Genomic DNA, 24279 nt, shown 5'->3' with positions numbered 1-24279 from the left:
ATCCAGTAAGTAATGGCTGAAAATAATACCCATATACACCTCCAGTTTTCGCATTCAGTATACTCTGTTGCCGAATTGATTCATGTATTTCAGCTATGCAATACCAGGATTCAAGCCTTATATGAGAATTCATCGGAGAATTTTAAAAGTTTGAGTATAGCTACCAGAAATTATTATAAGCAGGTGCATGCTATACATGAGTTGTTAGGAGAAGCCGCTACTGACATCAATTCAGTGCAAATGCTTCCTATCAAAGAAGCGAAAGAGAGCTTACTGCACATGAGCAATATTATTACTGTCATTCAATTTGATGACATTGTGCGGCAAAAGCTGGAACATATACAGCAAACCATCAATGAAATTATTGAAGAGTTACTGCTGATTCAACAAAACGCCTGTGTAACTCATGAAAAGGAAATAAAATATGTATCTATCCTTTCTGAAATTACCAAACTGCATGCTGCCCAGCTCGAACAAACCAATCAGGATTATCAGAATGCGTTTGCAGGTATAAAAGCAAACCTGAAAGGTGTACAGGTAAACAGCAACTATATAGATGAGAAAGTTACTTTACTAGCTCAGCAAGAAGTTGCCGAAACTAAAGCAAAACTGGCAAATGCCTCTGCACTGACCAAACAACTTATCCGGCAAATTACCCATTTGTTAACAGAGATTACTTCTTGCAATGCATTTTCTTCAGAAGTAGAGGCCATCAATACACAGTTACAGAAAATTTTTACAGGCAAGGTATCAGGCATCAAAACAGATACACATAAAGAAGTTCTGGCTCAGCTTCAGAATTTATACACCATGGAAAGTGAAAGAGCTATACACCGCAAAGTACTCGAAGCAGAAGCAAGTTCAAGTGAAAATCAGGTGACAGAAAATAACCAGGATTCCTCGGACGATAATTTAGAATTATTTTGATACGCTCTTATTAACGCAAACAAATGAAGAACATACAGATTTCTATTACTCCCCAGATTGATGAACATACCAAGCGTGTTAATCTTACTCTTGAAGGAGAGTTGGTGTTGAAAAACCTGCATGAATTAACAGCAGAAGTAAAAGACATAATCAAGCAGTACGATGAAATCACCATCGAATTAAAAAATATTATAAACCTGGATCTGGCCTGCATTCAGCTGCTGCTTTCTGCCAAGCAAACGGCCCTTTCCCAGCAAAAACGCATTACCTGTAAAGTAGAACTACCAGTAGAGATTACTAATGTAATGGAACATGGTGGCTTAGCTGACTTTCCGGCTATGGTTAACTAACAGGCTATACAAAAAATAAATAGACAAGCATAAGAGTATGGAAAAGACTATTTTGATAGTAGATGATTCAGAAAGTATACGGGACGTAGTAAACTTTACATTAGAAAATGCCGGCTACAAAGTGTTAATCGGTGTAGATGGAAGGGATGCACTTAAGCATTTGAATGGCACAGACATACATCTGGTTATTACTGATTTTCACATGCCCCATATGGATGGTATCGGCTTAATAAAAGAAATCCGGGCAAAGGAAACCTACCAATATGTACCCATATTGCTTCTGACCACAGAATCTCAGACAGCCAAAAAAGAAGAAGCTAAAGCTGCTGGCGCTACCGGTTGGATAGTAAAACCCTTTGTACAAGATAAATTATTGGCTGTAGTGCAAAAGTTAATCAGATGATGGATCAGTTTCAGGCAAAGTTTATTGAGGAAGCAAATGACCTCATTGCCACCTTAGAAAAAACACTTCTCTCCCTTGAACAAAACACCGGAGATAAAAGCCTTGTAGAGAAGGTCTTCCGGGTAATGCATACCTTGAAAGGAAATAGCAGCATGTTTGGGTTTGAGAAAATGGGGGCCGTTACGCACCACCTCGAAACCATATATGATTTTATAAGAGAAGGTAAGCGGCCTGTTACAAAAGAACTACTCTCCATAACGTTTACTTCTCTGGATCATTTTAAGGTATTACTTACCGATCCGCATCTTACCAATGCTACGGCAGCCCTGGCACATGAGCAGGTAATGGAGCAGATACACCGCTTAATCAATCAAGCAGATACCGCTCAGCTATCTCAAAATGAGCTAACCGAACAAAAGACGGAAAATGATAATTCAGCCAAGGCGGTTCAAAACACGTATCATATTATATTCCAGCCACATGCAGATATATTAATCAACGGAACCAATCCCTTATACTTACTAGATGAGTTAAGCAACCTGGGAGAAGCCAAAGTAACAGCTCACCTGAAGGATATTCCAACATTAGATTCATTTGCTATAGCTAAGTGCTACATTTATTGGGAGATATACCTTACTACACAGCTAGATATAAATGCAATTAAAGATGTGTTTATTTTTGTAGAAGATGAATGTGAGATTAAAATAGAAGAACTCGCTACCAATAGTTTATCTATAAACAATACTTTACCTAATTATACTACTGCAAAACCATCCGCAAATAATAAGATCAATGCAGGAGAACAAGTCGTCACATCTTCAAAAAAAAAAGGTGAAGACGAACCCACATCCGCTGTAGCCAAAGAGCAACTTGTTTCCAGCATACGGGTTGCGTCTGAGAAATTAGACGATTTAATGAATTTAGTCAGTGAATTGGTTACAACCCAAGCCAGGCTAAGCTTATTTTCTGAGCAAAATTCTATTCCGGAGCTTGTTTCTATCGCTGAGAACATTGAAAAAATTTCGCGCCAGTTACGCGACAATACATTTAGTATTTGCCTGGTTCCACTGGAAACTATCTTACTCCGATTTCAGCGTTTAGTAAGAGACCTTTCAGCTGAACTTCATAAAGATATCATACTAGTTACGGAAGGTGCCGAGACAGAATTAGATAAATCTATTATTGAAAGTCTGGCCGATCCCTTATTGCATATTCTAAGAAATAGTATCGATCATGGAATTGAGCCGGCAGAAGTACGGATAAAAAATGGCAAACCTGCACAAGGTAAAATTCTATTAAAAGCCTTTTACTCTGGTACCAATGTGCATATTCAAATCTCAGATGATGGAGGAGGAATAAACCTACAGAAAATCCGCAGCAAAGCCATCGCTAAAGGTTTAATTACTGCTGATGCCCATCTTTCGGAAGCAGAAACGATAGACCTATTGTTTTTACCGGGTTTCTCTACCGCCGATCAGATAACAGATGTATCCGGAAGAGGTGTTGGCATGGATGTAGTGAAGCGGAAAATTACCGAACTCCGGGGCGAAGTTTTCTTACAATCTAAGGTAAACATAGGTACGACCATTACTATTAAATTACCTCTTACCCTGTCTATTATTGATGGGCTTCTGGTAAAAATCGAAAACACCCATTTTGTAGTGCCTTTAGCATTGGTAGATAAATGCTACGAAGCTGAACATACACAACTAGTAGATAAATTTAACAATCTCATTACGCTAGATGGCGAAAAAGTACCTTTTTTTTATTTGCGCAAAGAGTTTAATATGAGTCTTACTAACCATACTATAGAGCAGATTGTAGTAATAAAGTATGAAGAAAAAAGAGTAGGCTTAGTAATAGATGCTGTTATTGGAGAGTACCAGGCTGTATTAAAACCTTTGGGAAAGTTATATAAAAACCAGGATCATATATCTGGTGCCACCATTCTGGGCGATGGCACTATTGCCCTGGTTATGGATATAAATAAAATGATTAATCAATTTTTGAAATCAGAGACAGTAAATATATTAAGTTATGAATAACGAACAAGTAACCATCGCTCAATCTTACCTTTCATTCAAATTAGGCGAAGAAGTGTTTGCAGCAAGCGTTGCAAAAGTAATAGAGATACTGGAAGTGCCTAAAATTACCAAAGTACCAAAGTCTCCTCTCTATATGCGGGGTGTGCTGAATCTGCGTGGCAGTGTTCTGCCTGTTATAGATACACGGTTGAAATTTGGCATGACAGCCACTACTGATACAGTAAATACCTGTATTATGGTATTGAACATACAAATGGATACTGAAACATTTATATTAGGCGCCTTGGTAGATACTGTACAGGAAGTATTTGAGATAAGCGACGATGAAATAAAGCCAGCTCCAAGCATAGGCAGTAAATACAAGTCAGAGTTTATTGAAGGAATGGTAAAAACGGATGAACAATTCATTATGCTGCTCCATTTAGACAAAGTGTTTTCTTCTGATGAGCTCGTTACAGTAAAAGAATCTCTGGCTCTGCCTACAATTGCCTAAGGCTATCCGGCAGTTTCTCTCATTTTTGTATCTTATACTCAGTTAACTATCATGCAATTAACCATTAAAGGAAAGCTAATTCTGGCTTTTTCTATACTTATCTTATTGGCAGGTGCCATTTTTTATTTAGGTAACAGCAATGCGTCTATTCTGAACGATCGTTTAAATTATATAGTAGATGTAAATGCTCAGCGGATGAACCTAGCCAACCGCATCAATGAGGGCATTCAGTACATTACTAAGCGCGAAAAAGATATTATACTCACCAGTGATGTTGAACTATTACAGGACCTTAGCAAAGAGATTGATGAGCGCAACACCTTATTCGATGAGCGCTTAGAAAAATTACGCAGCATTTCTGACGAAAAAGGCTTAGCTATCCTAGATGACTTCTCTAGCACCTGGAGTCAGTATCAAAACGATTTAGTTAAAATCAGAAGGCTAGCAGTAGTTATCAACTCTGATTCTGCTAAAACACAAGCCTATGAAATTTCCCGTACTACGGCAAGAATTTCTGCTAAAGCTGCAGCAGATATAATGGCACGAATAGTGACTAAAAATGAAAAGGCATTAGCTGAAGCTAAAGCAGAATCAGACGAGATTTATGCTGATGCAAAAAACAACATGATTGCATTACTTTCTATCAGCATATTTATAGCCATTGGAGTTTCATATTGGATCATCAACTCGATCACTCAATCTATTAAGGAAGCCAAAGAATCTATCAGAGCCATAGCAGAAGGAGATTTGAGTATTTCTATTGACACATCCAGAAAAGATGAAATTGGCGAATTACTTAGTCACCTGCATACCATGGCAGGTAAATTAAAAGAAGTTATCGGATATGTCACTACGGCCTCCGATAATATCGCTTCAGCTAGTATGCAGATGTCTTCCTCCTCCGGACAGGTATCGCAAGGAGCTACCGAACAAGCTGCCTCTGCCGAAGAAGTCTCCTCTTCCATGGAAGAGATGGCCGCCAACATCGGACAAAACACAGACAATGCCCATCAGACCGAAAAGATTGCCCTGCAGGCTGCCGAAGATATCAAAGAAGGCAGCTTAGCAGTCAACCAAACGGTAGACTCGATGAAAACAATTGCCGATAAGATCACCATCATTGGCGAGATAGCCCGACAGACCAATCTCCTGGCCTTGAATGCAGCTGTGGAAGCAGCCCGGGCCGGAGAGCATGGCAAAGGCTTTGCTGTGGTGGCAGCTGAAGTGCGAAAGTTAGCCGAAAGAAGCCAGGCAGCAGCTACCGAAATTGATGCTTTGTCTAAGTCCTCAGTGGCTATCGCTGAGCGGTCGGGCAAACTACTGGCAAGCATTGTCCCTAACATTCAGAAGACGGCCCGTTTGGTGCAGGAGATTTCGGCTTCTTCCATGGAGCAGAATTCTGGGGCAGAGCAGGTCAACAGTGCCATTGGGCAGTTAAACCAGGTAATTCAGCAGAATGCAGCTGCTTCCGAAGAAATGGCCACCAGTGCCGAAGAGCTCTCTTCCCAGGCCGAGCAACTCAAAGAGACCATTGCTTTCTTTAAACTTGATACGCACCAGATAAGCAGAAAGAATACCTCATCTGTCGTAATAAAACCAGGCCGTACATTTTCAGGAGTGAAAGTAAGTGCCAAGAGTAAATCTGTGGGTAATGTGTTACACCAAGCAAAGAATACATCTCATGGAAACGGCGTGCAATTGAATATGAATTCCGATTCTTTGGATCAAGAGTACGAAAAATACTAATTGACACCGAAGATGAATTTTTAATAAGTATTCATTAACCATGAAATAGAAAGGGAGCCATACAGCGGTTCCCTTTCTAGTAACATTAGTTATTTTATCTATCAATTATGGTTCTCTCTCATGTTAAAATGTCTTCGTATGACTTTACTAAACTGAGTAATTTTATTTATGATGAATATGGAATAAAACTGACCCCTGTAAAAAAAACAATGCTGGAAAGCCGTTTGCAAAAAAGGCTCAATGCTTTGCAAATGGACTCCTACAAAGATTATTGTGATTTTGTATTCAGTACGCAGGGCAGGCAGCAAGAGTTAATTCACATGATTGATCTGGTAACAACAAATAAAACAGATTTTTTCAGAGAACCTGCTCACTTTGATTTTTTGACTAATCAGATTCTGCCGGAATTTACGTCGAACACCCTTATCAGACCTCTAAAAATATGGAGTGCCGGTTGTTCCAGTGGAGAAGAGCCTTATACTTTGGCTATGGTGATTAATGAGTTTTGCGAAAGCCAGCAACCAATCAATTATTCCATTTCGGCTACTGATTTATCTACACATGTTTTAAATAAAGCTATAACAGCTGTATACAGTGAGGAACGGGTAGCAGGCATCCCCCTCCAACTAAAGCGTAAATACTTCTTAAAAAGCAAAGACCCTTCTAAAAAAACAGTAAGAATAGTTCCATATCTGAGAAACCGGGTAAGCTTCGGGCGGTTAAATTTTATGGATGACAGCCTGGATATAGCCAGTGACTTTGATATTGTATTCTGCCGTAACGTCATTATTTATTTTGACAAGATCACGCAGGAAAAAGTAATTAATAAACTCTGCGATAAAGTAAAGCCTGGAGGCTATTTTTTCTTAGGCCATTCAGAATCCATCACTGGTATGCAAGTACCGCTGGAACAATTGAAACCCACTGTTTTTAAAAAGATCCGATAGCCGCATGAGAGCAATAGTGCTTTCTGCACATAACCGCAACTAGTGTATGAGTAAACTTACCGATAAAGAACTACTGGAAGAACTGCAACACAGGTTTTCTGAGAATAAAAGGTCAGTAGAAGAATTATCTGCTTTGACTAAGCAATTGCAAGCGCTGAATGATAAATTAAAAGAATCCGAAAAAATAAAAAGCCTGTTTCTAGCCAACATCCGCAATGAGCTAAACGATCCGTTAACTTCTATTCTGGGTCTCTCCAAGAATATTCAATCGCCCGATAATGATCAATGGGAAAAAACCAGAGCAATGGCCGCATTGATACATGCAGAAGCTTTTAACCTGGATTTTCAGCTACGAAATATTTTTGCAGCCGCCGAACTGGAATCTGGCGAACTGGTACTGGAAGTAGTGCAAGTAGACGTTTACACTTTAGTCAAGAATGTAGTAGATATGTATGCGCACCAGTTACAAGCAAAGCAGCTAGAAGTAAAATATTTGGATAATGCCGATTCAGCGGTAAAAAGATTGTTTAAGACAGACCCAGCCAAGCTTCAGCTAATTGTTTCCAACTTGCTTGCCAATGCTATAGAGTTTAGTTATCCGCAAAATGAAATAACTATAACTGCTTCTATTGAAAAAAATACACTTCACTTACTGGTGAAGGATTCCGGTATAGGCATGAAGGCAGCTGAGCAGGAATTGATATTTGCACCATTCACGCAACTAGATAAAGGGAGTGTTAAGTTACATAAAGGCCATGGTCTGGGGTTATCTATTATCAAAGGTATATTGGAAGTATTGAGTGGGCAAATGGAGTTAACAAGCTCTACTGGCAAAGGAAGCATTTTTACTGTATGTATTCCTGAATCAGTAACAGAGGCAGATCATTTTGCCAGCGGCGGAAACGAATTGTTTTTTACAGAAGGCGAGTGGTTTTTAAGGACGAATACGTGGAAATAATTGCAACTCATTACCTATACCCGTCTGCTATCTTTGCCAGCCAGCAACCACATGAAGTCTCTACTGTACTAGGTTCCTGTGTATCGATTTGCTTATGGGACACACACGTAAAATTTGGTGGAATTAACCACTTTATGCTGCCTTTGTGGAATGGAGATGGCCTGCCTACACCTAAATTCGGGAATATTGCGTTGGAAAAACTTTTAGAAAAAATGCTGTTCCTAGGCTGCAACCAAAAAAAATTAGTTGCCAAAGTATTTGGTGGAGCTAAACAACTGGAAAAAGGAAAGAGTGTATTTAATATAGGAGAAAGAAATATACAACTAGCTTTTGATATGCTTAAAGAGGCCGGTATACCAGTAGTTAGCCACCATGTAGGAGGTGAAAAGGGCCGTAAAATTAAGTTTGCTACACATACCGGCGAAGTATTATTAAAACTCTTGTAGTATTAGTCATTTAATCATCTGTAGTCATTTTGTAACTGGAATGAAAAATAGAATAAAAGTATTAATTGTAGACGATTCTGCTGTTGTCCGGCAGACGTTAGCCAGTATATTGGAAAGTGATCCGGAAATAGAAGTAATAGGAACAGCCGCCGATCCGTACATAGCTGCCGGAAAAATAGCTCACGAAATACCAGATGTAATTACCTTAGATGTAGAAATGCCCAGGATGGATGGGATTACCTTTCTTAGAAAAATTATGTCGCAACATCCTATTCCGGTCGTTATTGTTTCCAGCTTAACAGCTAAAGGTACAGAAACGGCAGTCAAGGCACTGGAATATGGCGCTGTAGAAATAGTAACCAAACCTCAGATAAGCAGCACCAAGCAATTCTTAGAAGACTCACGCCAGGAATTGCTTGATATAATTAAAGCCGCATCAGCTGCCAGAATCAGACGGAAAACAATACAGTCTGCCCCCATAAATGTACCTCCAAAGTTGTCAGCGGATGCAGTAATCAGTCATACTGTTTCAACCAGTATGATCCAAACTACAGAAAAAGTGGTGGCTGTTGGAGCTTCAACGGGAGGAACAGAAGCCCTGAGAGTATTTTTGGAAGCTCTACCTCTGGATGCACCGGGTATTGTAATTGTGCAGCATATGCCAGAATTATTTACCAAGTCATTTGCTAACCGCTTAAATGAACTATGCCGCATTACAGTGAAAGAAGCAGAAAATGGGGATACGGTCTTACGGGGCCGGGCCTTAATTGCTCCAGGCAATAAACATATGTTGTTGAAGCGAAGTGGTGCCCGCTATTATGTGGAGGTAAAAGATGGCCCTTTAGTAAACCGCCACCGGCCGGCAGTAGATGTACTATTCCGCTCTACTGCCCGGTATGCCGGCCGAAATGCGGTAGGTATTATTATGACTGGCATGGGAGCGGATGGAGCACAAGGACTCCTGGAAATGAAAGAAGCAGGCGCAAGTACTATCGCACAAGACGAAAAATCGTGTGTGGTTTTTGGTATGCCCAAGGAAGCCATCAAGTTACATGCCGCTGATAAAATTCTTTCGCTGGAACAGATAGCCAGCCATCTATTAAGAATATGTTAGAAAACCACTGTTAATTGTTTTAAATAATATCCTCCAATACTTGTATGAACAGACGAAGGTCAGCATAATACATAATTTATACTCAAAATATATTACTAATTTTACGCCGGTTTATTCGAAAAGTAACTAATTGTTGCCAGATGTTGTTATGTGTACGGTTACAAAAAACTTAAAAAACTAACCTTATTGCTAAGATTATAGCATTAATAAATTTAACAATGCATATTCAATTATTAAAATCTAAAATACACAGAGTAAAAGTGACTCAGGCAGAGTTACACTATGTGGGAAGCATCACTATTGACGAAGATTTGCTGGATGCAGCAAATATGATTGAAAACGAAAAAGTGCAAATTGTAAATATTAACAATGGAGAGCGGTTCGAAACCTACATTATCAAAGGTGAACGTGGCACAGGTACAGTTTGCCTAAATGGCCCTGCCGCCCGCCGGGTACAAGTTGGCGACATGATTATTGTTATCTCTTATGCATCTATGGATTTCGAGGAAGCCAAAAAATTTAAACCTACTATTGTATTTCCTGACGCCAGCAACCGCTTAATCCGATAATTTGCATGAAAGCAAAAGCCCTTTCTTTTTTCAAATACGCCTTGCCTTTAGTAGTTGCTTTTCTACTCCTGAAGTTTTATGTATTTAAGGAAATCAGCTTGGCTGATATGGTGAAAGAGTTTAAAAGAGCTAATTATTATTGGGTTGTTTTATCTGGAATAATGCTTTTATTAGCTCACCTCTCCCGGTCGCACCGCTGGAACCTGTTATTACAACCTTTAGGCTACCGGCCTAGGCTGTTTCATACCTTTGTGGCTGTAATGGTAGGTTACTTTGCCAATCTGATTTTACCCCGTATGGGCGAAGTTACCAGGTGCGGTTTGCTGCATCGTATGGAAAGAGTGCCAGTAAACTCAGCTTTTGGTACCGTAGTAGCCGAAAGAATTTTCGACGTTATTATGCTGGTATTATTACTTAGCCTCAATTTTGTACTTGAGTTTAATCGGCTAAGCGGATTTTTTATCGAGTTTTTCTCATCAAAATTCGGTGGATTGTCAGGAGTATCGCAGAATGTATATATAATCTTAACTAGTTTGATTATTTTAGGTTTAGCCTTTATTATAGCCATTTATAAATATAGAGCAAAGCTGAGCCAGATAGCCTTTATAGGCAAAATCAGAACTTTCGTAAGAGGAATGATAGAAGGCTTATTAAGTGTGCGTAAACTAGAACACAAGTGGGATTTTGTTTTGCAAACTATCCTAATCTGGATATTTTATTATGGAGCCTCCTACTCCCTTACCTTTGCCTTGCCTGATACCCAACGGCTAACCTGGCTGGCAGGTTTAACTATATTAATGATGGGCGGCTTAGGTATGGCGGCTCCTGTACAAGGCGGTACCGGGCCTTTCCATATATTAGTTAGCGGAGCCTTATTACTTTATGGATGGAACCAGCAAGATGGATTGATTCTGGCTACCTTTATCTGGGCTTCCCAAACTCTATTAACATTAATTGTAGGGGGAGTGTGCTTTGTTATAAGTTTATTTATTTCTAAACCGTCCACTCAAGAAGTTCCTGCCGTATGACCAATAGTGCTTCTAAGATTCTACCGCTGCCCGAAGCCGTAGAGCAAATAAATAAATGGAAACTTCAGGGCGAAAGCATCGTATTCACCAATGGCTGCTTTGATATTTTGCATATTGGCCATGTAGATTATTTAGAAAAAGCCCGTAATCTGGGAAGCAAGCTGGTTCTAGGTTTAAACACTGACCATTCTATCAGGCGGATCAAAGGCGAAAAAAGACCCATTGTAGAACAAAACGCCCGTGCCAGAGTAATGGCGGCTTTAGAATTTGTAGATGTAGTGATATTTTTTGATGAAGATACGCCATTACGTCTGATTCAGACAATAAAACCTGACATTTTGGTAAAAGGGAATGATTATTCACTTCAAAACATCATCGGCGCAGATTTTGTTATAGGTAATGGAGGAAAAGTAGAGACTATTCCATTGGTAGAAGGTTTCTCAACTTCCAATATAATTGAGAAAATTAAAACTGTTTATTAAACTTAACTTAAAAAAGATATGGCTGGTGCTTATTTAATAGGTATTGTATTTATGCTGATCAGCTTATTTGTTAGCTGGCGCCTAAAAAGTAAATTTAAAGAATACTCTCAGATTGGATTAGCTTCCAATTTGAGTGGAAAAGAAATAGCAGAGAAAATGCTACGGGATAACGGTATTTATGATGTACGTGTAGTATCTGTGGAAGGAACATTAACTGACCATTATAATCCTGCTGACAAAACAGTAAACCTTAGTCCGGAAGTGTATCATGGCCGGAGTGCGGCTGCAGCGGCTGTTTCAGCACATGAATGCGGACACGCTGTACAACACGCCACAGCCTATACTATGCTGAAATTCCGTTCGTCCATGGTTCCTGTGCTTAGTGTGGCTTCACAATATATGCAATGGATCATCTTGGCTGGTATACTATTGTTAAATACCACACCCATTCCATTGGCGATAGGAGTTGTTCTTTTTGCATTAACTACCTTGTTTAGTTTTATTACGCTTCCTGTGGAGTTTGATGCTAGCCGCAGAGCTTTAGCATGGATAGATCAGAAAGGTGTTGTTACCAGTAGAGAGCATACGATGGCTAAAGATGCGTTGTGGTGGGCAGCCATGACATATGTAGTTGCTGCTTTAGGTTCACTGGCTACGTTGCTCTATTATGCTTCTTTGTTAATGGGTAGAAGAGACTAATAATATTATTTTAATATTACAACCCCACACAAATCCCTTGTAGATATTTGATTCTACAAGGGATTTTTTTATAAATATGTATATCTATATAATTTTTTTATTATATAATATTGCTTTGTTGATATAATTATAACTATTTTAAGTTAAAATTATACCCCGCTGGTAAGTTACTATTCTTAATAGATAATAGAACAATTTTGTGAAATAAATTAAATTTTGTATTTTTACAATCTAATACCACTTAAATAGCAAAAAATGGCTTCTTCTACAGTACTTACCCCAGGTTTTAGCTTTCAATTGACAGAAGAGCAATTAGCAGTTCAGGCAGCGGCCCGTGAATTCGCTAATTCAGAATTATTACCGGGGGTAATAGAAAGGGATGAACTACAAAAATTTCCGGCGGAGCAAATAAAGAAGATGGGTGAGTTAGGCTTTATGGGAATGATGGTTGATCCTAGGTACAATGGCGGAGGGATGGATTCTATTTCTTACGTATTAGCTATGGAAGAAATATCAAAGATAGATGCCTCCGCTTCGGTAGCGATGTCTGTAAATAATTCATTGGTATGCTGGGGCATAGAAAAGTATGGCACCGAAGAGCAAAAACAAAAATATCTGACCAGGCTGGCTACTGGCGAAATTATAGGTGCTTTCTGCTTATCGGAACCTGAAGCAGGGTCAGACGCTACCTCTCAGAAAACCACTGCACAGGACATGGGTGACTATTACCTGCTTAATGGCACAAAAAACTGGATTACCAATGGTAACAGCGCATCTGTCTATATTGTAATTGCCCAAACATATCCGGAGAAAGGCCATAAAGGCATAAATGCACTTATTGTAGAAAAGGGTACTCCAGGGTTTGTGGTAGGTAAAAAAGAAAATAAACTAGGTATTCGTGGGTCAGATACACATTCGCTGATGTTTACAGATGTGAAGGTGCCTAAAGAAAACCGTATTGGAGAAGATGGCTTCGGGTTTAAATTTGCCATGTCAACTTTGAATGGTGGCCGGATTGGTATTGCCGCCCAGGCTTTAGGTATAGCTTCCGGCGCCTATGAGTTGTCACTGAAATATTCTAAGGAACGTAAAGCTTTTGGTAAAGAAATTTCTCAGCACCAAGCTATTCAATTTAAGTTAGCCGAAATGGCGACAAACATTGATGCTGCCCGCCTACTTTGCCTGCAGGCAGCCTACCTCAAAGACCAGCATGCAGATTTTACGAAAGCTAGTGCTATGGCTAAATTATTTGCCTCTAAAGTAGCCATGGAAGTCACCGTAGAAGCTGTTCAAATTCACGGCGGCTACGGCTATGTTAAGGAATATCATGTAGAACGTTTGATGAGGGATGCCAAAATTACCCAGATTTATGAAGGCACTTCTGAGATTCAAAAAATTGTAATTTCACGGGAGATACTTAAATAATCCATCGTAAAACAGGTTGACGTGCTATATATTTTATAAAGTGTATTTTTTTTATAATGTGCTTTTTTTAAATATTTGCTTTTATCCATTTTTTTATTAGTTTCGTCATAAAACGAATCAACATATAAACCTTATACAACAAATAAGCAGATTTGCCAATGGAAGATTATAATAAGATTATTGAATCTTTAGGAGTAAGATTCATAAAGGCTAAAAACATAAAATTGTTACAGCCCATACATATTAAGAATTTCTATGACGTGGAAAACACCATTGTGTTACTGCATCAAGGCGAAATCTCTTTTGGACCTGAAAAGGAAAAAGTAAAGGAAGGAGACATCTTATTTATTCCCGGCGGGAAAATGGTCTCTCTGACATATGGAGGTTCTAACCCAACTACTCTCTCTAATGAAGAGTTTGTAAGTAATAAAGAAAAATACTTTGCTATAAACAAAGACACAGCTAAGGTAGGAACCTTATCCGATTCTTTTGGATATATAACTTTCGAGGCTAAAGTATTTGATTCGGTTAACTTTTTTGCATCCTTAGATATTCCTCCTTTTGTAATAAATGGAACGCAGGAGCTTGCCAAAACCATCAATGAATTAATCGTAGAGGAACTTTCTATGTACCCGGGTAAAGAACGGGTCATAAAGCTGAAGACAGAAGAAATAGTAGTTGAAGTAATCCGGTATATATTAAAGAACCGTTTGTTTGTCGAACAGCTGGCTACTAACAGTACATATTTTAAAGATCCGCGCCTGATAGATATTTTTGCTTATATAAAAGAATATTTGGGTGGAGATCTGTCTAACAAAGTCCTGGCTAATGTGGCCAATGTTTCTGAAGATTATGTAGGGCAGTACTTTAAAATGCTTACGGGAATCAACCCACAAGATTATATTGAGTACCAGCGGATGGAGATGGCTGTTAACCTGCTTCGTACCTCTAAGAAAAGCATCAGAGAAATAGGCGCTGAAGTAGGATACAAAGACACAGCCTACTTCTGCAGAAGGTTCAAAATGATGTTTGGAATACCAGCTGGAAAAATGCGCCGGCGTGAGTCATTAATGAACATATAACGCTTAAGGTTTACCTAACAAACAGGATAGACGTAAATGTTTATCCTGTTTTCATTTATATCTTGGCCTTATTAAAATCATCTATTTTTTCAGATACCTCTGCCAATAACCCCGGATTAATTTCTATTCCATTGCCAATTACTATGGTATCTGCGCCGGCTACTATTGCTTCGTGAGCTTCATTAGCAGAGCGTATACCTCCACCCACAATTAAAGGAACATCTACAGATTTTCTAACATTTAAAATCATTTTTGATGAGATAGCACGCTGAGCACCACTTCCTGCATCCAGGTACATCAGTTTTAGCCCTAACATTTCCCCAGCCATAGCTGTACAAGCAGCAATCTCGGGTTTATCATACGGAATAGGAGTAGTATTGCTCATGTAAGAAACTGTCGTTTGTTTTCCGCTATCAATTAATATATAACCAGTTGGCAAAATCTCAAGACTGCTTTTTTTAAGAATAGGCGCTGATATAACATGTTGACCTATTAGAAAATCAGGATTACGGCCAGAGATAAGTGATAAAAACAGAATGGCATCTGCCGACATATCTATGTGCAAATTGCTTCCAGGAAATAATACAACTGGAATAGAGGTATGTGTTTTAATTAGTTTAATAACCTGCCCCATAGTATTGCCGGTAATCAGGCTACCTCCCACAAAAAAGAAATCTACTTTGTTTTCAACACAATTACGAATAAGTTGAAGACAAGTAGATGTATCTGTTTTATCAGGATCAATAAGAACGGCAAAGGATTTTATTCCATTAGCTCTGTTTGATATAAATTGGTTCAATATATTCTTTGTCATCTCTTCTGATAGGCTCTAAATTTTTTCTACGGGAGTTGTCAAAATACTCCTGCAGTTTCTGAGTTGCTATTCCTATCAAAAATATAGCAATTTGTTGTGTTATCAAACCAGTTAGATTTGTTTCCTTAGCAGAACCTGGTTGCACATAGCTATTTCCGGCAAATCTAGTTTGCTGAGCATAGTTTCCGGGCCCTATTAATTTCTGTCTAGTAGCTGGCTTTAATTGCTTTAACTTTTTTTTTCCGCTTCTATTAGCAATTGTTTTTACCAGAAAATAACCGGCCGCTAGTCCTGCACCAATAAGTATTATCCGTTTGGTGGCCTGTCCGGCATTATCTTTCAATAAATTTACCTGTTCTCCAATAGCTTGTTTGTAAATTTCTGTTTGCCTGCTTAAAGCTTCTTTTTTAGCCTCAAGAGAAGTAGATTCTGTGCTCATAATAGGATATATGTGATGTGGAGTTATTGATTAATTAATGAATAGCAAAACAATACGGCCATTATCTGGATTGACTTGGCTGATTCAATTCACTTGGCTGATCTAAATCTTCGTAATTAGCAGTAGTAATAGTATGGGTAGCAGCACTATCCACTACAACTTCTACTTCTTCGTTGGCATGCGCCCCATTATTTTTGTCACTAAACATACCTTCTGTCATGTCCTCCACTTTAGAACGGATGGCTTTCTGAGATGCTTTAGCAATAAAAAACAGCACTACATAAAAACCAGCTAAAATCAGATAACCGGCATACGAATTTCCAATAACATCATTAAGAAAATTAGCTAAGGCTAAATTTGCAAAAATAAAGGCAAATAACAATGTAAAAGCAGTTAAACCTATTTGAATACCACTGACAATGCCACTGGCAACTTTCTGTTGTAACTCTACTTTTAGTAGCTCAATTCTGGCTTCCAAATATCTGGTGATGTTTTCTATTAATTTTTCCACGGTAGTAATGATTAAACCTACATAAGTTTTGAAATAAAAAATAAACCTGTGTTTACCTTTCCCGATAGTAACATACGGAATAATACAAGTTTTTGTTGAGAGAAAATTTAGTAAGCAAGGGAGATTTTGTAGAAGGTTACATATGACATGTATTTATTATAAATAAAAAATATTCTATGGTTTTTATATACCAACTATTTAATAAAGAACTATCTATCTGAAAAAGGCGTTATAAAATATAAAAATGGCAGGATAAGAAGATTGTAAATATTAATATTTTTTTTGTAGTTTTGTATAATATTTGATATAGAGTATTGGATAAAAGCTATATTTTAGGATAGTAGATTATCTGTAGTGTCAACAAACTTTATTTTTATAACTATGAAAATTTCCAATCAAGAAGAAAATCTACGGTACTCTGAAGAAGAGCTTAAAGAGTTCGAAGAACTTATTTCGCAAAAGTTAGAACAATCCAGAAAAGAACTTAATTACATTAAACAAGCGCTAAGCAAAAGAAACGACAGCGGCACAGATAATACTTCCGGTACCTCAAAACTTCTTGAAGATGGAGCAGATACTACAGAAAAGGAAAATTTGAGCCAGCTGGCAGCCCGTCAGCAGAAGTTTACTCAACAGCTGGAGAATGCTATGATCCGTATTAAAAACGGAACTTATGGAATATGCGTAGATACAGGTAAGCTCATACCAAAAGAAAGGTTGCGTGCTGTGCCCCATACACAACATTCTATAGAAGCCAAGCTTAAAAAAGCTAATTAACGCTTCTAGCTACACATAGCCTCAAAAGCCCAGAAATTTTTATATTATAAAATAATCTATAATACGTAAGTTGATACCAAAACGCCTGCATGTGAATGTGGGCGTTTTTTGTATCTTTACATATCCGGATCAATGGCTGAATCCGAAACCGGTGATTCCAGGTGAGCTGGCTTATTACTTTAGGTGTCACCAGTATAATCTTGACATCATATCATTAATCATTCTTGAACTTTCTACAAAATCATATAGAAGCCCTTATATTCTGCTCGCCATCTCCCATGAGAGCCGACGAAATACAAACCTGCTTGAACGAGATGCTTCAAACGGAAGTACCTCTGGCAGATATTATAGCGTCGCTGATGCAACTGGTAGAAAAATATACAGCCGAAGAATATGCTTTTCAAATATATCAGATTGCTGATGGATATCAGTTTCTTACCAAACCTGCATATCAGGCCAGTGTAAGTGTATTGCTTAAACAAAAGTCGAAAAAACGTCTTTCTACAGCAGCGCTAGAAACCCTAGCGGTTATCGCGTACAAGCAACCAGTAACTAAAACAGAAATAGAGCAGATACGTGGCGTGAGTTGCGATTATGCCCTGCAAAGGCTCTTGGAAAAAGAACTAATCATGATTAAAGGAAAATCCGAATCAGTTGGAAGGCCCATTTTATATGGGACAAACCAGAGGTTTATGGAATATTTCGGAATAAATACACTCCGGGATTTACCCCAGCCTAAAGATTTTGCTACTTTAGAAAATGAAATAGGTGAAGGAAGTGAATAAACAAAGAACTATTGACAACCAGTATTTTTGCCTGACTTCGTAATTTTTAAAGAATATATACTTTCTTGATGAACTACCCATCCATGGAACGTGTTTAGTTACGGCTGCTAATTACATTACATTTTACATAATTATAATTCCAGTAGTGATACTGCATATCAAATGAAGAAATATAACAACTCAAAGCCCGGAGGCAACAGAGCAGAGGGCTCTGAAAAACCAATCCGCAGAACTAAACCCACTTTCGACTCTTCTAAACCACGCAAACAATCATTCAGGCGGTCAGACGAAGAAAACCAGCAGACAGATTTTACGAGAAAGCCCCGCACCACGCGTTCTACAACTGCAGATAATTTAGGAGAAAGGCCTGCTTTTAAACGGAGAGGAAGCACAGATGCTACGCAGCCACCCAGAAGAAAAAGTAGCTTTAATGGCAAATCTGCCGCTGACGAAAAGCCTTTTGAAAGACGCTCGCCCATTGGAAAAGGGGCTGCTGCAAAACGTACGTATAAACGCAAAGAGGACGAGGATACAGAACGTAAGCCCTTTGCAGGCAGAACCAATAAACCTTTTGGTGAAAAGCGTACTTTTTCTGATGACAGACGCAAATCTTCCAGTGACAAGCGTAGCCCTTTTGGTGGCAAACGCAGCTTCTCAGGTGAGAAACGTAGATACTCCGAAGATTCAAGCAATGCTTCGGAGCAGAAGCCTAATTTTTCCGGTGAAAAACGTAGTCCGTTTGGGAAAAAGCGCACAAGTGAAGATTTGTCTGGCCGCAGATCCAGATCTGCAGACACTTCGAGAGTAAAAAAAGAATCAGCCGATTTCAAAGGCAAATTCGATAAAAAAGCTGCTATGGAAGAACGTCCTCAAAAACGTTCGGAAAGAGAGGGCTATTATACAGAAAAACGCAAGTATACTCCTGCCTCAGCTAAGCAACAAGCGCCTGACTATAATTTAAAGAAGTACGACAATAAAAACCCGAGAGCTAAGCAAGGCAAAGAAGTGAAAGACGATACTACCCGGCTTAACCGTTACATTGCCAATGCCGGTATTTGCTCCCGCAGAGAAGCAGATAAGCTGATAGAATCTGGCGAAATAAAAGTAAACGGCAAAGTAGTAACAGAAATGGGTTACCAGGTTGGAACCAATGATATTGTAAAGTATGGCAACCGGGTTCTGAACAGGGAAAAGCTAGTGTATGTACTGCTCAACAAACCAAAAGGCTATATTACTACCACCGACGATCCGGAAGAAAGGAAAACCGTAATGGATTTAGTAGGCAATGCCTGCGAGCAAAGAATTTACCCGGTAGGCCGATTAGACCGCAATACATCTGGTTTGTTACTCTTTACCAACGATGGTGAACTGGCAGAAAAACTGGCTCATCCCAGCAATGATATTAAAAAGATATACCAGGTAGAATTAGATAAGCCTATTACCAAAGAAGATTTTCAACGGGTAATAGATGGTGTACAACTGGAAGACGGTTTGGCTACTGTAGACGAAGTAGCTGTTATTACGCCTGATAAAACTACATTGGGTATAGAAATACATATTGGAAGAAACCGCATTGTCCGCAGAATATTCGAACATTTGGGTTATGAAGTAGTAAAACTGGACAGAGTAAGTTATGCCGGGCTAACCAAAAAGGATTTACCCAGAGGAAACTGGCGTTTCCTGAGTGAAAAGGAAGTAATAAAACTAAAGTATTTTGTATAACCTTACTTTAAATGTATTCCAAAACCTTAGCCCGTAAACAAGCTAAGGTTTTTTATTGATAATAAGTAGATTAAACACACTGTGTTACTGCACTATCCACTAATCAAGTAGCTTACCAGTAACTTCAGATAAACATATAAATTCCAGTTATGTCCGGATTCAGCAAACTACCCTTATCGGAAAATTTATTGCAAAATCTTAGGCTGCTAGCCTATACCCAGCCAACGGCTATTCAACAGGAAGCCATTCCATTCATACTTGCAGGAAAAGATGTAGCAGCACAAGCTGAAACTGGTAGCGGAAAAACAGCCACCTATGGCTTGCCTATTTTACAGCACATAGATGGCAATGTTCAACAGGTTCAGGCATTAGTTATTGTACCTACCAGAGAGCTGGCGACACAGGTAAGAGAAGAGCTTAAAAGGTTAGGCAAACACATTCAAAGCCTGAAGATTTCTGCTGTATATGGCGGACATTCTTTCTCAGAAGAAGAGAAATCTTTCAGGCATCCCCCTCAAATACTAATTGCTACGCCCGGTAGATTACTGGACCATCTGCGCAGGAATACGGTTACTTTGCAAACAGTGGAGAAGCTGGTAATTGACGAAGCCGATAAGCTATTAGAAATGAACTTTGAAGAAGAACTTAACCAATTACTGGCATTTCTTCCAAAAAAACGGCAAAGTCTATTGTTTTCTGCTACCCTTCCAGACAAGGTAAAAATGCTGATAAGCCAGACATTGGTTACTCCTGTGTTTATTCAAGCTGGCGAGCAAGCCAACCCTGAACAAATTTCTTTCATTGCATACAAAGTGCCTCATTTACAAAAGGTAACTGCTTTGCTACAATTATTGGCTATGCTTGGCCAGCCTAGAGCAGTTATTTTTTGCAATACCCGCGAGCGTGTAGAAGAAGTAGCCCAGCAGTTGAATAAAAAAGGACTAACAGCCGAAGCCTTGCATGGGGCTATGGAGCAACTAAACCGGGATAAGGCCCTGCTTAAATTCAAAAATGGCTCTGCAGGGTTGTTAGTAGCTACTGACCTGGCAGCCCGGGGCATTCATATTGCAGCGTTGGGTACGGTAATACATCTGGAAATTTTACGCGAACAAGCTAGCTTTTTACACCGGAGTGGCCGTACTGGCAGAGCAGGAGCAGAAGGCAATGTATATGTGCTACTATCGCCAGAGGAAGAAGGTTATATGCAGAAATGGAGCCAGGATGTTCATTTACAATGGAAAAAGCTAGATACTTCTGCGCCTGCACAAGCCCGTAATCTATCGGAAGTCCATACTCCGGAGTTTTTGACACTGCACATTAAAGCCGGGAAGAAAGAGAAAATCAGCCCTAGGGATATTGTGGGAGCTATTATGGCAGAAGCCGGCTTATCGGCCAGTGAAATAGGCAAAATTGAGGTGCATGACCATTATAGCTATGTAGCCGTACCTTATACTCAGGGCAAAGACATACTGGATAAATTGAATACTGGTAAAATTAAAGGCAGAAAAATTAGAGTAACCGTGGTAAAATAATCATTCTTCCTCCTCTTCCACATTAATATAAAAATTATCTTCATCTACTTCAAAATCTTCAGGTGCCATAGCTGGTAAGGTAATGGTTTGCCAGGTGCTGGCAGGATAAATAAATTCAAACTTACCTTTGGCTGTTGTTACTTTAACAGGCATACGGAAGTCTGGCACATCGGCTTTCCATTTATAAGACACCTGAAGCAGTTCGCCTTTCACTGTGTATTTTAGAGACAGTGTAGGAATGGCCGTGTGTTTCAGGTACTGGTCAAAGAAGTAGGTATAATCTGCCTGGGTTTTGGTATTGATATACGTAACTATATCTTCAGTAGTAACTGTTTTGTACTTAAATTCCTTTTGTATGCCTTTCTGAATATCCGCCCAGAGTTTGTCATTATTCAATACGTTGCTGAATGTATGCAGCATTAAGGCCGCTTTGCTATACATATCTTCAATATCGTAATGAATATGGTTTACATTATACACGCCAATAATAGGTTCTTTACCTACTACCTGTTCCGGCAGTCCTGATATATAAGCTGTTTCTCCTTCTTTACCAAAAGATTTCTTCAAGGGCAATCTCTCTGCATACACAGCAAAAGCTTCATGGATCCACATATCGGCCACATCTTTACAACTGACATTGTTGCCCCACCACTCATGCGATACTTCATGCCAGACCAGGCCCATAGGTGCCTCTGTGGAATCGCGTATTTCGGCTTCCGGTATTTTTCCGAACGAAACAGCACTCTGATGCTCCATCGGGTAAAGAGATTCCATGAGTTTAAAACCATCTCTGGGAAAAGGGTAGTTGCCGTAGTTGCTTTCCAGGCAGGCTAACATGGGTTTTACCTGATTGAAAATTACTTTTCCTTTTTGCAGGTTGTAAGGTAGTACATAGTAATCCAGGGTTAAGATATCAGTAGTAACATAGGTATCTTGCAGGTGGACATATTTGCCTATGTTTAAGGTAACATTGTAATTATTAATTGCGTAGCTCACATACCATTCATATTTGGTGAGGTTGCCGGGGAGTTCTGTTGTGCTGCGCAGCCGGCCGTTGGATATATTCGTAAGTCCTTTTGGTACGGTAACTGCAATCCGTACACTGTCGGGTTCATCAGATAAGTGATCTTTGTTAGGCCACCACAGGCTGGCACCGGAGCCCTGGCATACTACCTGCACCCAGGGATTGCCTTCCTTATCTTTGTCCCATAAAAAGCCGCCATCCATAGGTATATCATAATTTGGCTCTTTTGGCTTTCCTGAATAATGAATACTAATTTCCTGCTCATTACCAAGCTGCATAGTTTCCGGAAACTCAATAAACACCGCATTATATTCTCTGGTATAAGGCAGTTCGTTTTGACCATACAGAATTTTATGGATCTGCATATTGGCATATAAGTCTACCTGCATTTTATTAAATGGTTCTACTACCTTAAACCGGATAGTATTGCTGCCGCTGATAGATTTATTGTCAATATCCACCTTTACATGCAGGTCGTAAAAAGTTACGTCATAGCATGTACGCAAGGGCGTAAGTTTTCCCCGCAAGGTATCGGCCCTGGTAAAGCCATTTTCACGATTGGAGAATACTGGTTTTACTTTTGCATTCGTTTTGGCAGCCAGATAGGTAGTATCTGTATATTCCCTGAATTCACCTGTTGTACTGCTTTTGGTTGGGTTGATGACATTAAAATTTTCCCAGAAACTATCTCCTTTCTCCTTACCCATCAGTTTACCAGCAGAGTTTTGGGCAGCAAATATGGCTTCTCTGCCTTGTTCCTTGCCTTTGTTAATATCGGTTATGGTGAGGTCCACAAGTGTTTTCCATAGACGGTCTTCCATGTTGCGTTTCTTGCTGTTAACCAAAGCCTCAAAATGGCGGTGTACATCTTTGGTATACCATTTACCATTATACTGTTCAAACGTTGCTACTTCTTTCGCATACGATAACTTCAAATTTGCTTTTACAATGGCATTACCAATCTTCTTCAAAGCCAGTTTGCGGTTATTTTCTCTGTCAAGACCGGTAGGTGTCAACTCCCATTCCCATTTGGTAATAGCCAGTGTCTCCACATCAATATAGTACCTCACTTTTGCGAGTGCTTTCTTACTATTATTTTTTGGAAGCACCTCTATTAAGTACATACTCCTCTGCCCATCGTTAATTATAGTATTGAGCTTATAGTCGTAATGCTTATAGTTTTTAGAATTGAAAATACTTGCTTTCTGCTTGTGTGTATTCTGATACCCTCTCACTAAATCTGTATTCATTAAGGCATACTTGGGGCCCCCACCTAACTGCATCCAGATATAAAAATGAATGTCTTTAGAATGGTCTATGTTTTTTCTCCGTTCTTTTACCCTTGTAATCTGGTCATCGGCGTTTTTAACGGTATGCGCCGGACGGTTTACCTCCAGCACAGATTCCACAAATACAACTTCCTCATCTCCTAACTTGGTATCTTCCCGGTAAAAAGCCAGCATTTGCGTAGCAGACGTATCATAATTAGTTGGAACCGCAGCCATTGCTTCCTTTAGAATATCCAGAGCAGTTTTCCCTTTGGCTTTCACCTGCACTTCCTGTAACTCGACCACAGCTGGCTGTAGGCGTATAGTCAACAACTCGGAACCTATACCCGATACTAGCCTCATATAAGATTGATAACCTGTATACGATATCTTCAGGCTGTCCTTTTGATAAAGGGCGGGAAATTTAAAGATAAATGTACCGTCTGTATTGGAAACTGTGCCTATACTTTTACCGGCTATACCTACATTGGCAAAAGGTATTGGCTTGGAAGTTTCTTTATCAACCACAATCCCTGAAAGGGTAATAAAAGTTGTCTGGGAAAAGGCAACTGAACTTGCACAGACAAGAACGATGATACTGTATAAAAATAAAATTCCCTTTGTAGTACGCATAATAGCAATTATTGAATTATGAGCAATACAAAGGGAATTTCTTGCGATAATCTACTCAAA

General features: G+C 39.2%; 23 protein-coding genes and 1 pseudogene. 20 read left to right on the top strand and 4 right to left on the bottom strand.

Translation table 11 applies throughout. The annotated features are described in order from the left end of the window. Window positions 1-12: 12 nt before the first annotated feature. From Q0590_RS14740 to Q0590_RS14665, 16 genes and pseudogenes are all read left to right on the top strand, one after another. Window positions 13-927, top strand: a complete 915-nt coding sequence (locus Q0590_RS14740) for a hypothetical protein (protein WP_302038326.1) — start codon at window positions 13-15, stop codon at window positions 925-927. 23 nt (window positions 928-950) lie between these two features. Continuing rightward, complete coding sequence (locus tag Q0590_RS14735) at window positions 951-1277, top strand: STAS domain-containing protein (protein WP_302038325.1); 327 nt, start codon at window positions 951-953, stop codon at window positions 1275-1277. Between the two features lie 37 nt (window positions 1278-1314). Then, a complete protein-coding gene (locus Q0590_RS14730) occupies window positions 1315-1680 on the top strand; it encodes a response regulator (protein WP_302038324.1) in 366 nt (121 codons plus the stop codon). Next, window positions 1677-3725 (top strand): chemotaxis protein CheA, encoded by a 2049-nt coding sequence (locus Q0590_RS14725; protein ID WP_302038323.1) that lies wholly within the window; start codon window positions 1677-1679, stop codon window positions 3723-3725. Before Q0590_RS14730 ends, Q0590_RS14725 begins: the two co-directional genes overlap by 4 nt. Next, on the top strand, window positions 3718-4218 hold the full coding sequence (locus Q0590_RS14720) for a chemotaxis protein CheW (protein ID WP_302038322.1): 501 nt from the start codon (window positions 3718-3720) through the stop codon (window positions 4216-4218). The genes Q0590_RS14725 and Q0590_RS14720 overlap by 8 nt, the downstream gene beginning before the upstream one ends. Before the next feature lie 69 nt (window positions 4219-4287). Continuing rightward, window positions 4288-5652, top strand: a pseudogene (locus tag Q0590_RS14715) (methyl-accepting chemotaxis protein); the annotation flags it as partial. Window positions 5653-6071: 419 nt separating this feature from the next. Continuing rightward, complete coding sequence (locus Q0590_RS14710) at window positions 6072-6911, top strand: CheR family methyltransferase (RefSeq protein ID WP_302038320.1); 840 nt, start codon at window positions 6072-6074, stop codon at window positions 6909-6911. Window positions 6912-6957: 46 nt separating this feature from the next. Further along, window positions 6958-7869: a sensor histidine kinase gene (locus Q0590_RS14705; RefSeq protein ID WP_302038319.1), complete on the top strand. Its 912-nt coding sequence runs from the start codon at window positions 6958-6960 to the stop codon at window positions 7867-7869. Beyond that, window positions 7860-8315, top strand: a complete 456-nt coding sequence (locus Q0590_RS14700) for a chemotaxis protein CheD (RefSeq protein ID WP_302038318.1) — start codon at window positions 7860-7862, stop codon at window positions 8313-8315. The genes Q0590_RS14705 and Q0590_RS14700 overlap by 10 nt, the downstream gene beginning before the upstream one ends. Window positions 8316-8355: 40 nt before the next feature. After that, on the top strand, window positions 8356-9429 hold the full coding sequence (locus tag Q0590_RS14695) for a protein-glutamate methylesterase/protein-glutamine glutaminase (protein WP_302038317.1): 1074 nt from the start codon (window positions 8356-8358) through the stop codon (window positions 9427-9429). A gap of 218 nt (window positions 9430-9647) precedes the next feature. Further along, on the top strand, window positions 9648-9998 hold the full coding sequence (gene panD, locus Q0590_RS14690; RefSeq protein WP_302038316.1) for an aspartate 1-decarboxylase: 351 nt from the start codon (window positions 9648-9650) through the stop codon (window positions 9996-9998). A 5-nt stretch (window positions 9999-10003) separates the two neighbouring features. Continuing rightward, window positions 10004-11026: a lysylphosphatidylglycerol synthase transmembrane domain-containing protein gene (locus Q0590_RS14685; RefSeq protein ID WP_302038315.1), complete on the top strand. Its 1023-nt coding sequence runs from the start codon at window positions 10004-10006 to the stop codon at window positions 11024-11026. Then, window positions 11023-11508: a D-glycero-beta-D-manno-heptose 1-phosphate adenylyltransferase gene (rfaE2, locus tag Q0590_RS14680; RefSeq protein WP_302038314.1), complete on the top strand. Its 486-nt coding sequence runs from the start codon at window positions 11023-11025 to the stop codon at window positions 11506-11508. The genes Q0590_RS14685 and rfaE2 overlap by 4 nt, the downstream gene beginning before the upstream one ends. 18 nt (window positions 11509-11526) lie before the next feature. Next, on the top strand, window positions 11527-12207 hold the full coding sequence (locus Q0590_RS14675; protein WP_302038313.1) for a zinc metallopeptidase: 681 nt from the start codon (window positions 11527-11529) through the stop codon (window positions 12205-12207). 255 nt (window positions 12208-12462) lie between these two features. After that, on the top strand, window positions 12463-13632 hold the full coding sequence (locus Q0590_RS14670; protein ID WP_302038312.1) for an acyl-CoA dehydrogenase: 1170 nt from the start codon (window positions 12463-12465) through the stop codon (window positions 13630-13632). 158 nt (window positions 13633-13790) lie between these two features. Continuing rightward, window positions 13791-14714, top strand: coding sequence for a helix-turn-helix domain-containing protein (locus Q0590_RS14665; protein ID WP_302038311.1), 924 nt, complete (start codon window positions 13791-13793; stop codon window positions 14712-14714). A 55-nt stretch (window positions 14715-14769) separates the two neighbouring features. On the opposite strand, the gene Q0590_RS14660 is transcribed toward Q0590_RS14665, so the two are convergent. The 3 genes from Q0590_RS14660 to Q0590_RS14650 all read right to left on the bottom strand — a co-directional run bounded on the left by Q0590_RS14660 (window position 14770) and on the right by Q0590_RS14650 (window position 16478). Further along, complete coding sequence (locus Q0590_RS14660; RefSeq protein ID WP_302038310.1) at window positions 14770-15528, bottom strand: phosphoglycerol geranylgeranyltransferase; 759 nt, start codon at window positions 15526-15528, stop codon at window positions 14770-14772. Beyond that, window positions 15485-15967, bottom strand: coding sequence for a hypothetical protein (locus Q0590_RS14655; protein ID WP_302038309.1), 483 nt, complete (start codon window positions 15965-15967; stop codon window positions 15485-15487). The genes Q0590_RS14660 and Q0590_RS14655 overlap by 44 nt, the downstream gene beginning before the upstream one ends. Window positions 15968-16028: 61 nt before the next feature. After that, window positions 16029-16478, bottom strand: a complete 450-nt coding sequence (locus tag Q0590_RS14650) for a phage holin family protein (RefSeq protein WP_302038308.1) — start codon at window positions 16476-16478, stop codon at window positions 16029-16031. 381 nt (window positions 16479-16859) lie between these two features. Here Q0590_RS14650 and Q0590_RS14645 point away from each other — a divergent pair, with 381 nt between their 5' ends. From Q0590_RS14645 to Q0590_RS14630, 4 genes are all read left to right on the top strand, one after another. Further along, a complete protein-coding gene (locus Q0590_RS14645; protein WP_302038307.1) occupies window positions 16860-17255 on the top strand; it encodes a TraR/DksA family transcriptional regulator in 396 nt (131 codons plus the stop codon). 224 nt (window positions 17256-17479) lie between these two features. Continuing rightward, window positions 17480-18040 (top strand): SMC-Scp complex subunit ScpB, encoded by a 561-nt coding sequence (gene scpB, locus Q0590_RS14640; protein WP_302038306.1) that lies wholly within the window; start codon window positions 17480-17482, stop codon window positions 18038-18040. Between the two features lie 162 nt (window positions 18041-18202). Beyond that, on the top strand, window positions 18203-19762 hold the full coding sequence (locus Q0590_RS14635) for a pseudouridine synthase (RefSeq protein WP_302038305.1): 1560 nt from the start codon (window positions 18203-18205) through the stop codon (window positions 19760-19762). Between the two features lie 149 nt (window positions 19763-19911). Next, window positions 19912-21294 (top strand): DEAD/DEAH box helicase, encoded by a 1383-nt coding sequence (locus Q0590_RS14630; RefSeq protein WP_302038304.1) that lies wholly within the window; start codon window positions 19912-19914, stop codon window positions 21292-21294. On the opposite strand, the gene Q0590_RS14625 is transcribed toward Q0590_RS14630, so the two are convergent. Continuing rightward, window positions 21295-24219 (bottom strand): M1 family metallopeptidase, encoded by a 2925-nt coding sequence (locus Q0590_RS14625; RefSeq protein WP_302038303.1) that lies wholly within the window; start codon window positions 24217-24219, stop codon window positions 21295-21297. It lies immediately after the preceding gene. Window positions 24220-24279: the final 60 nt, after the last annotated feature.

Source organism: Rhodocytophaga aerolata, from assembly GCF_030503435.1.
Taxonomy (GTDB): Bacteria; Bacteroidota; Bacteroidia; order Cytophagales; family 172606-1; genus Rhodocytophaga; species Rhodocytophaga aerolata.
Note: the sequence above shows the minus strand (reverse complement) of the source record. Positions and strands in the feature narration are given on the sequence as shown.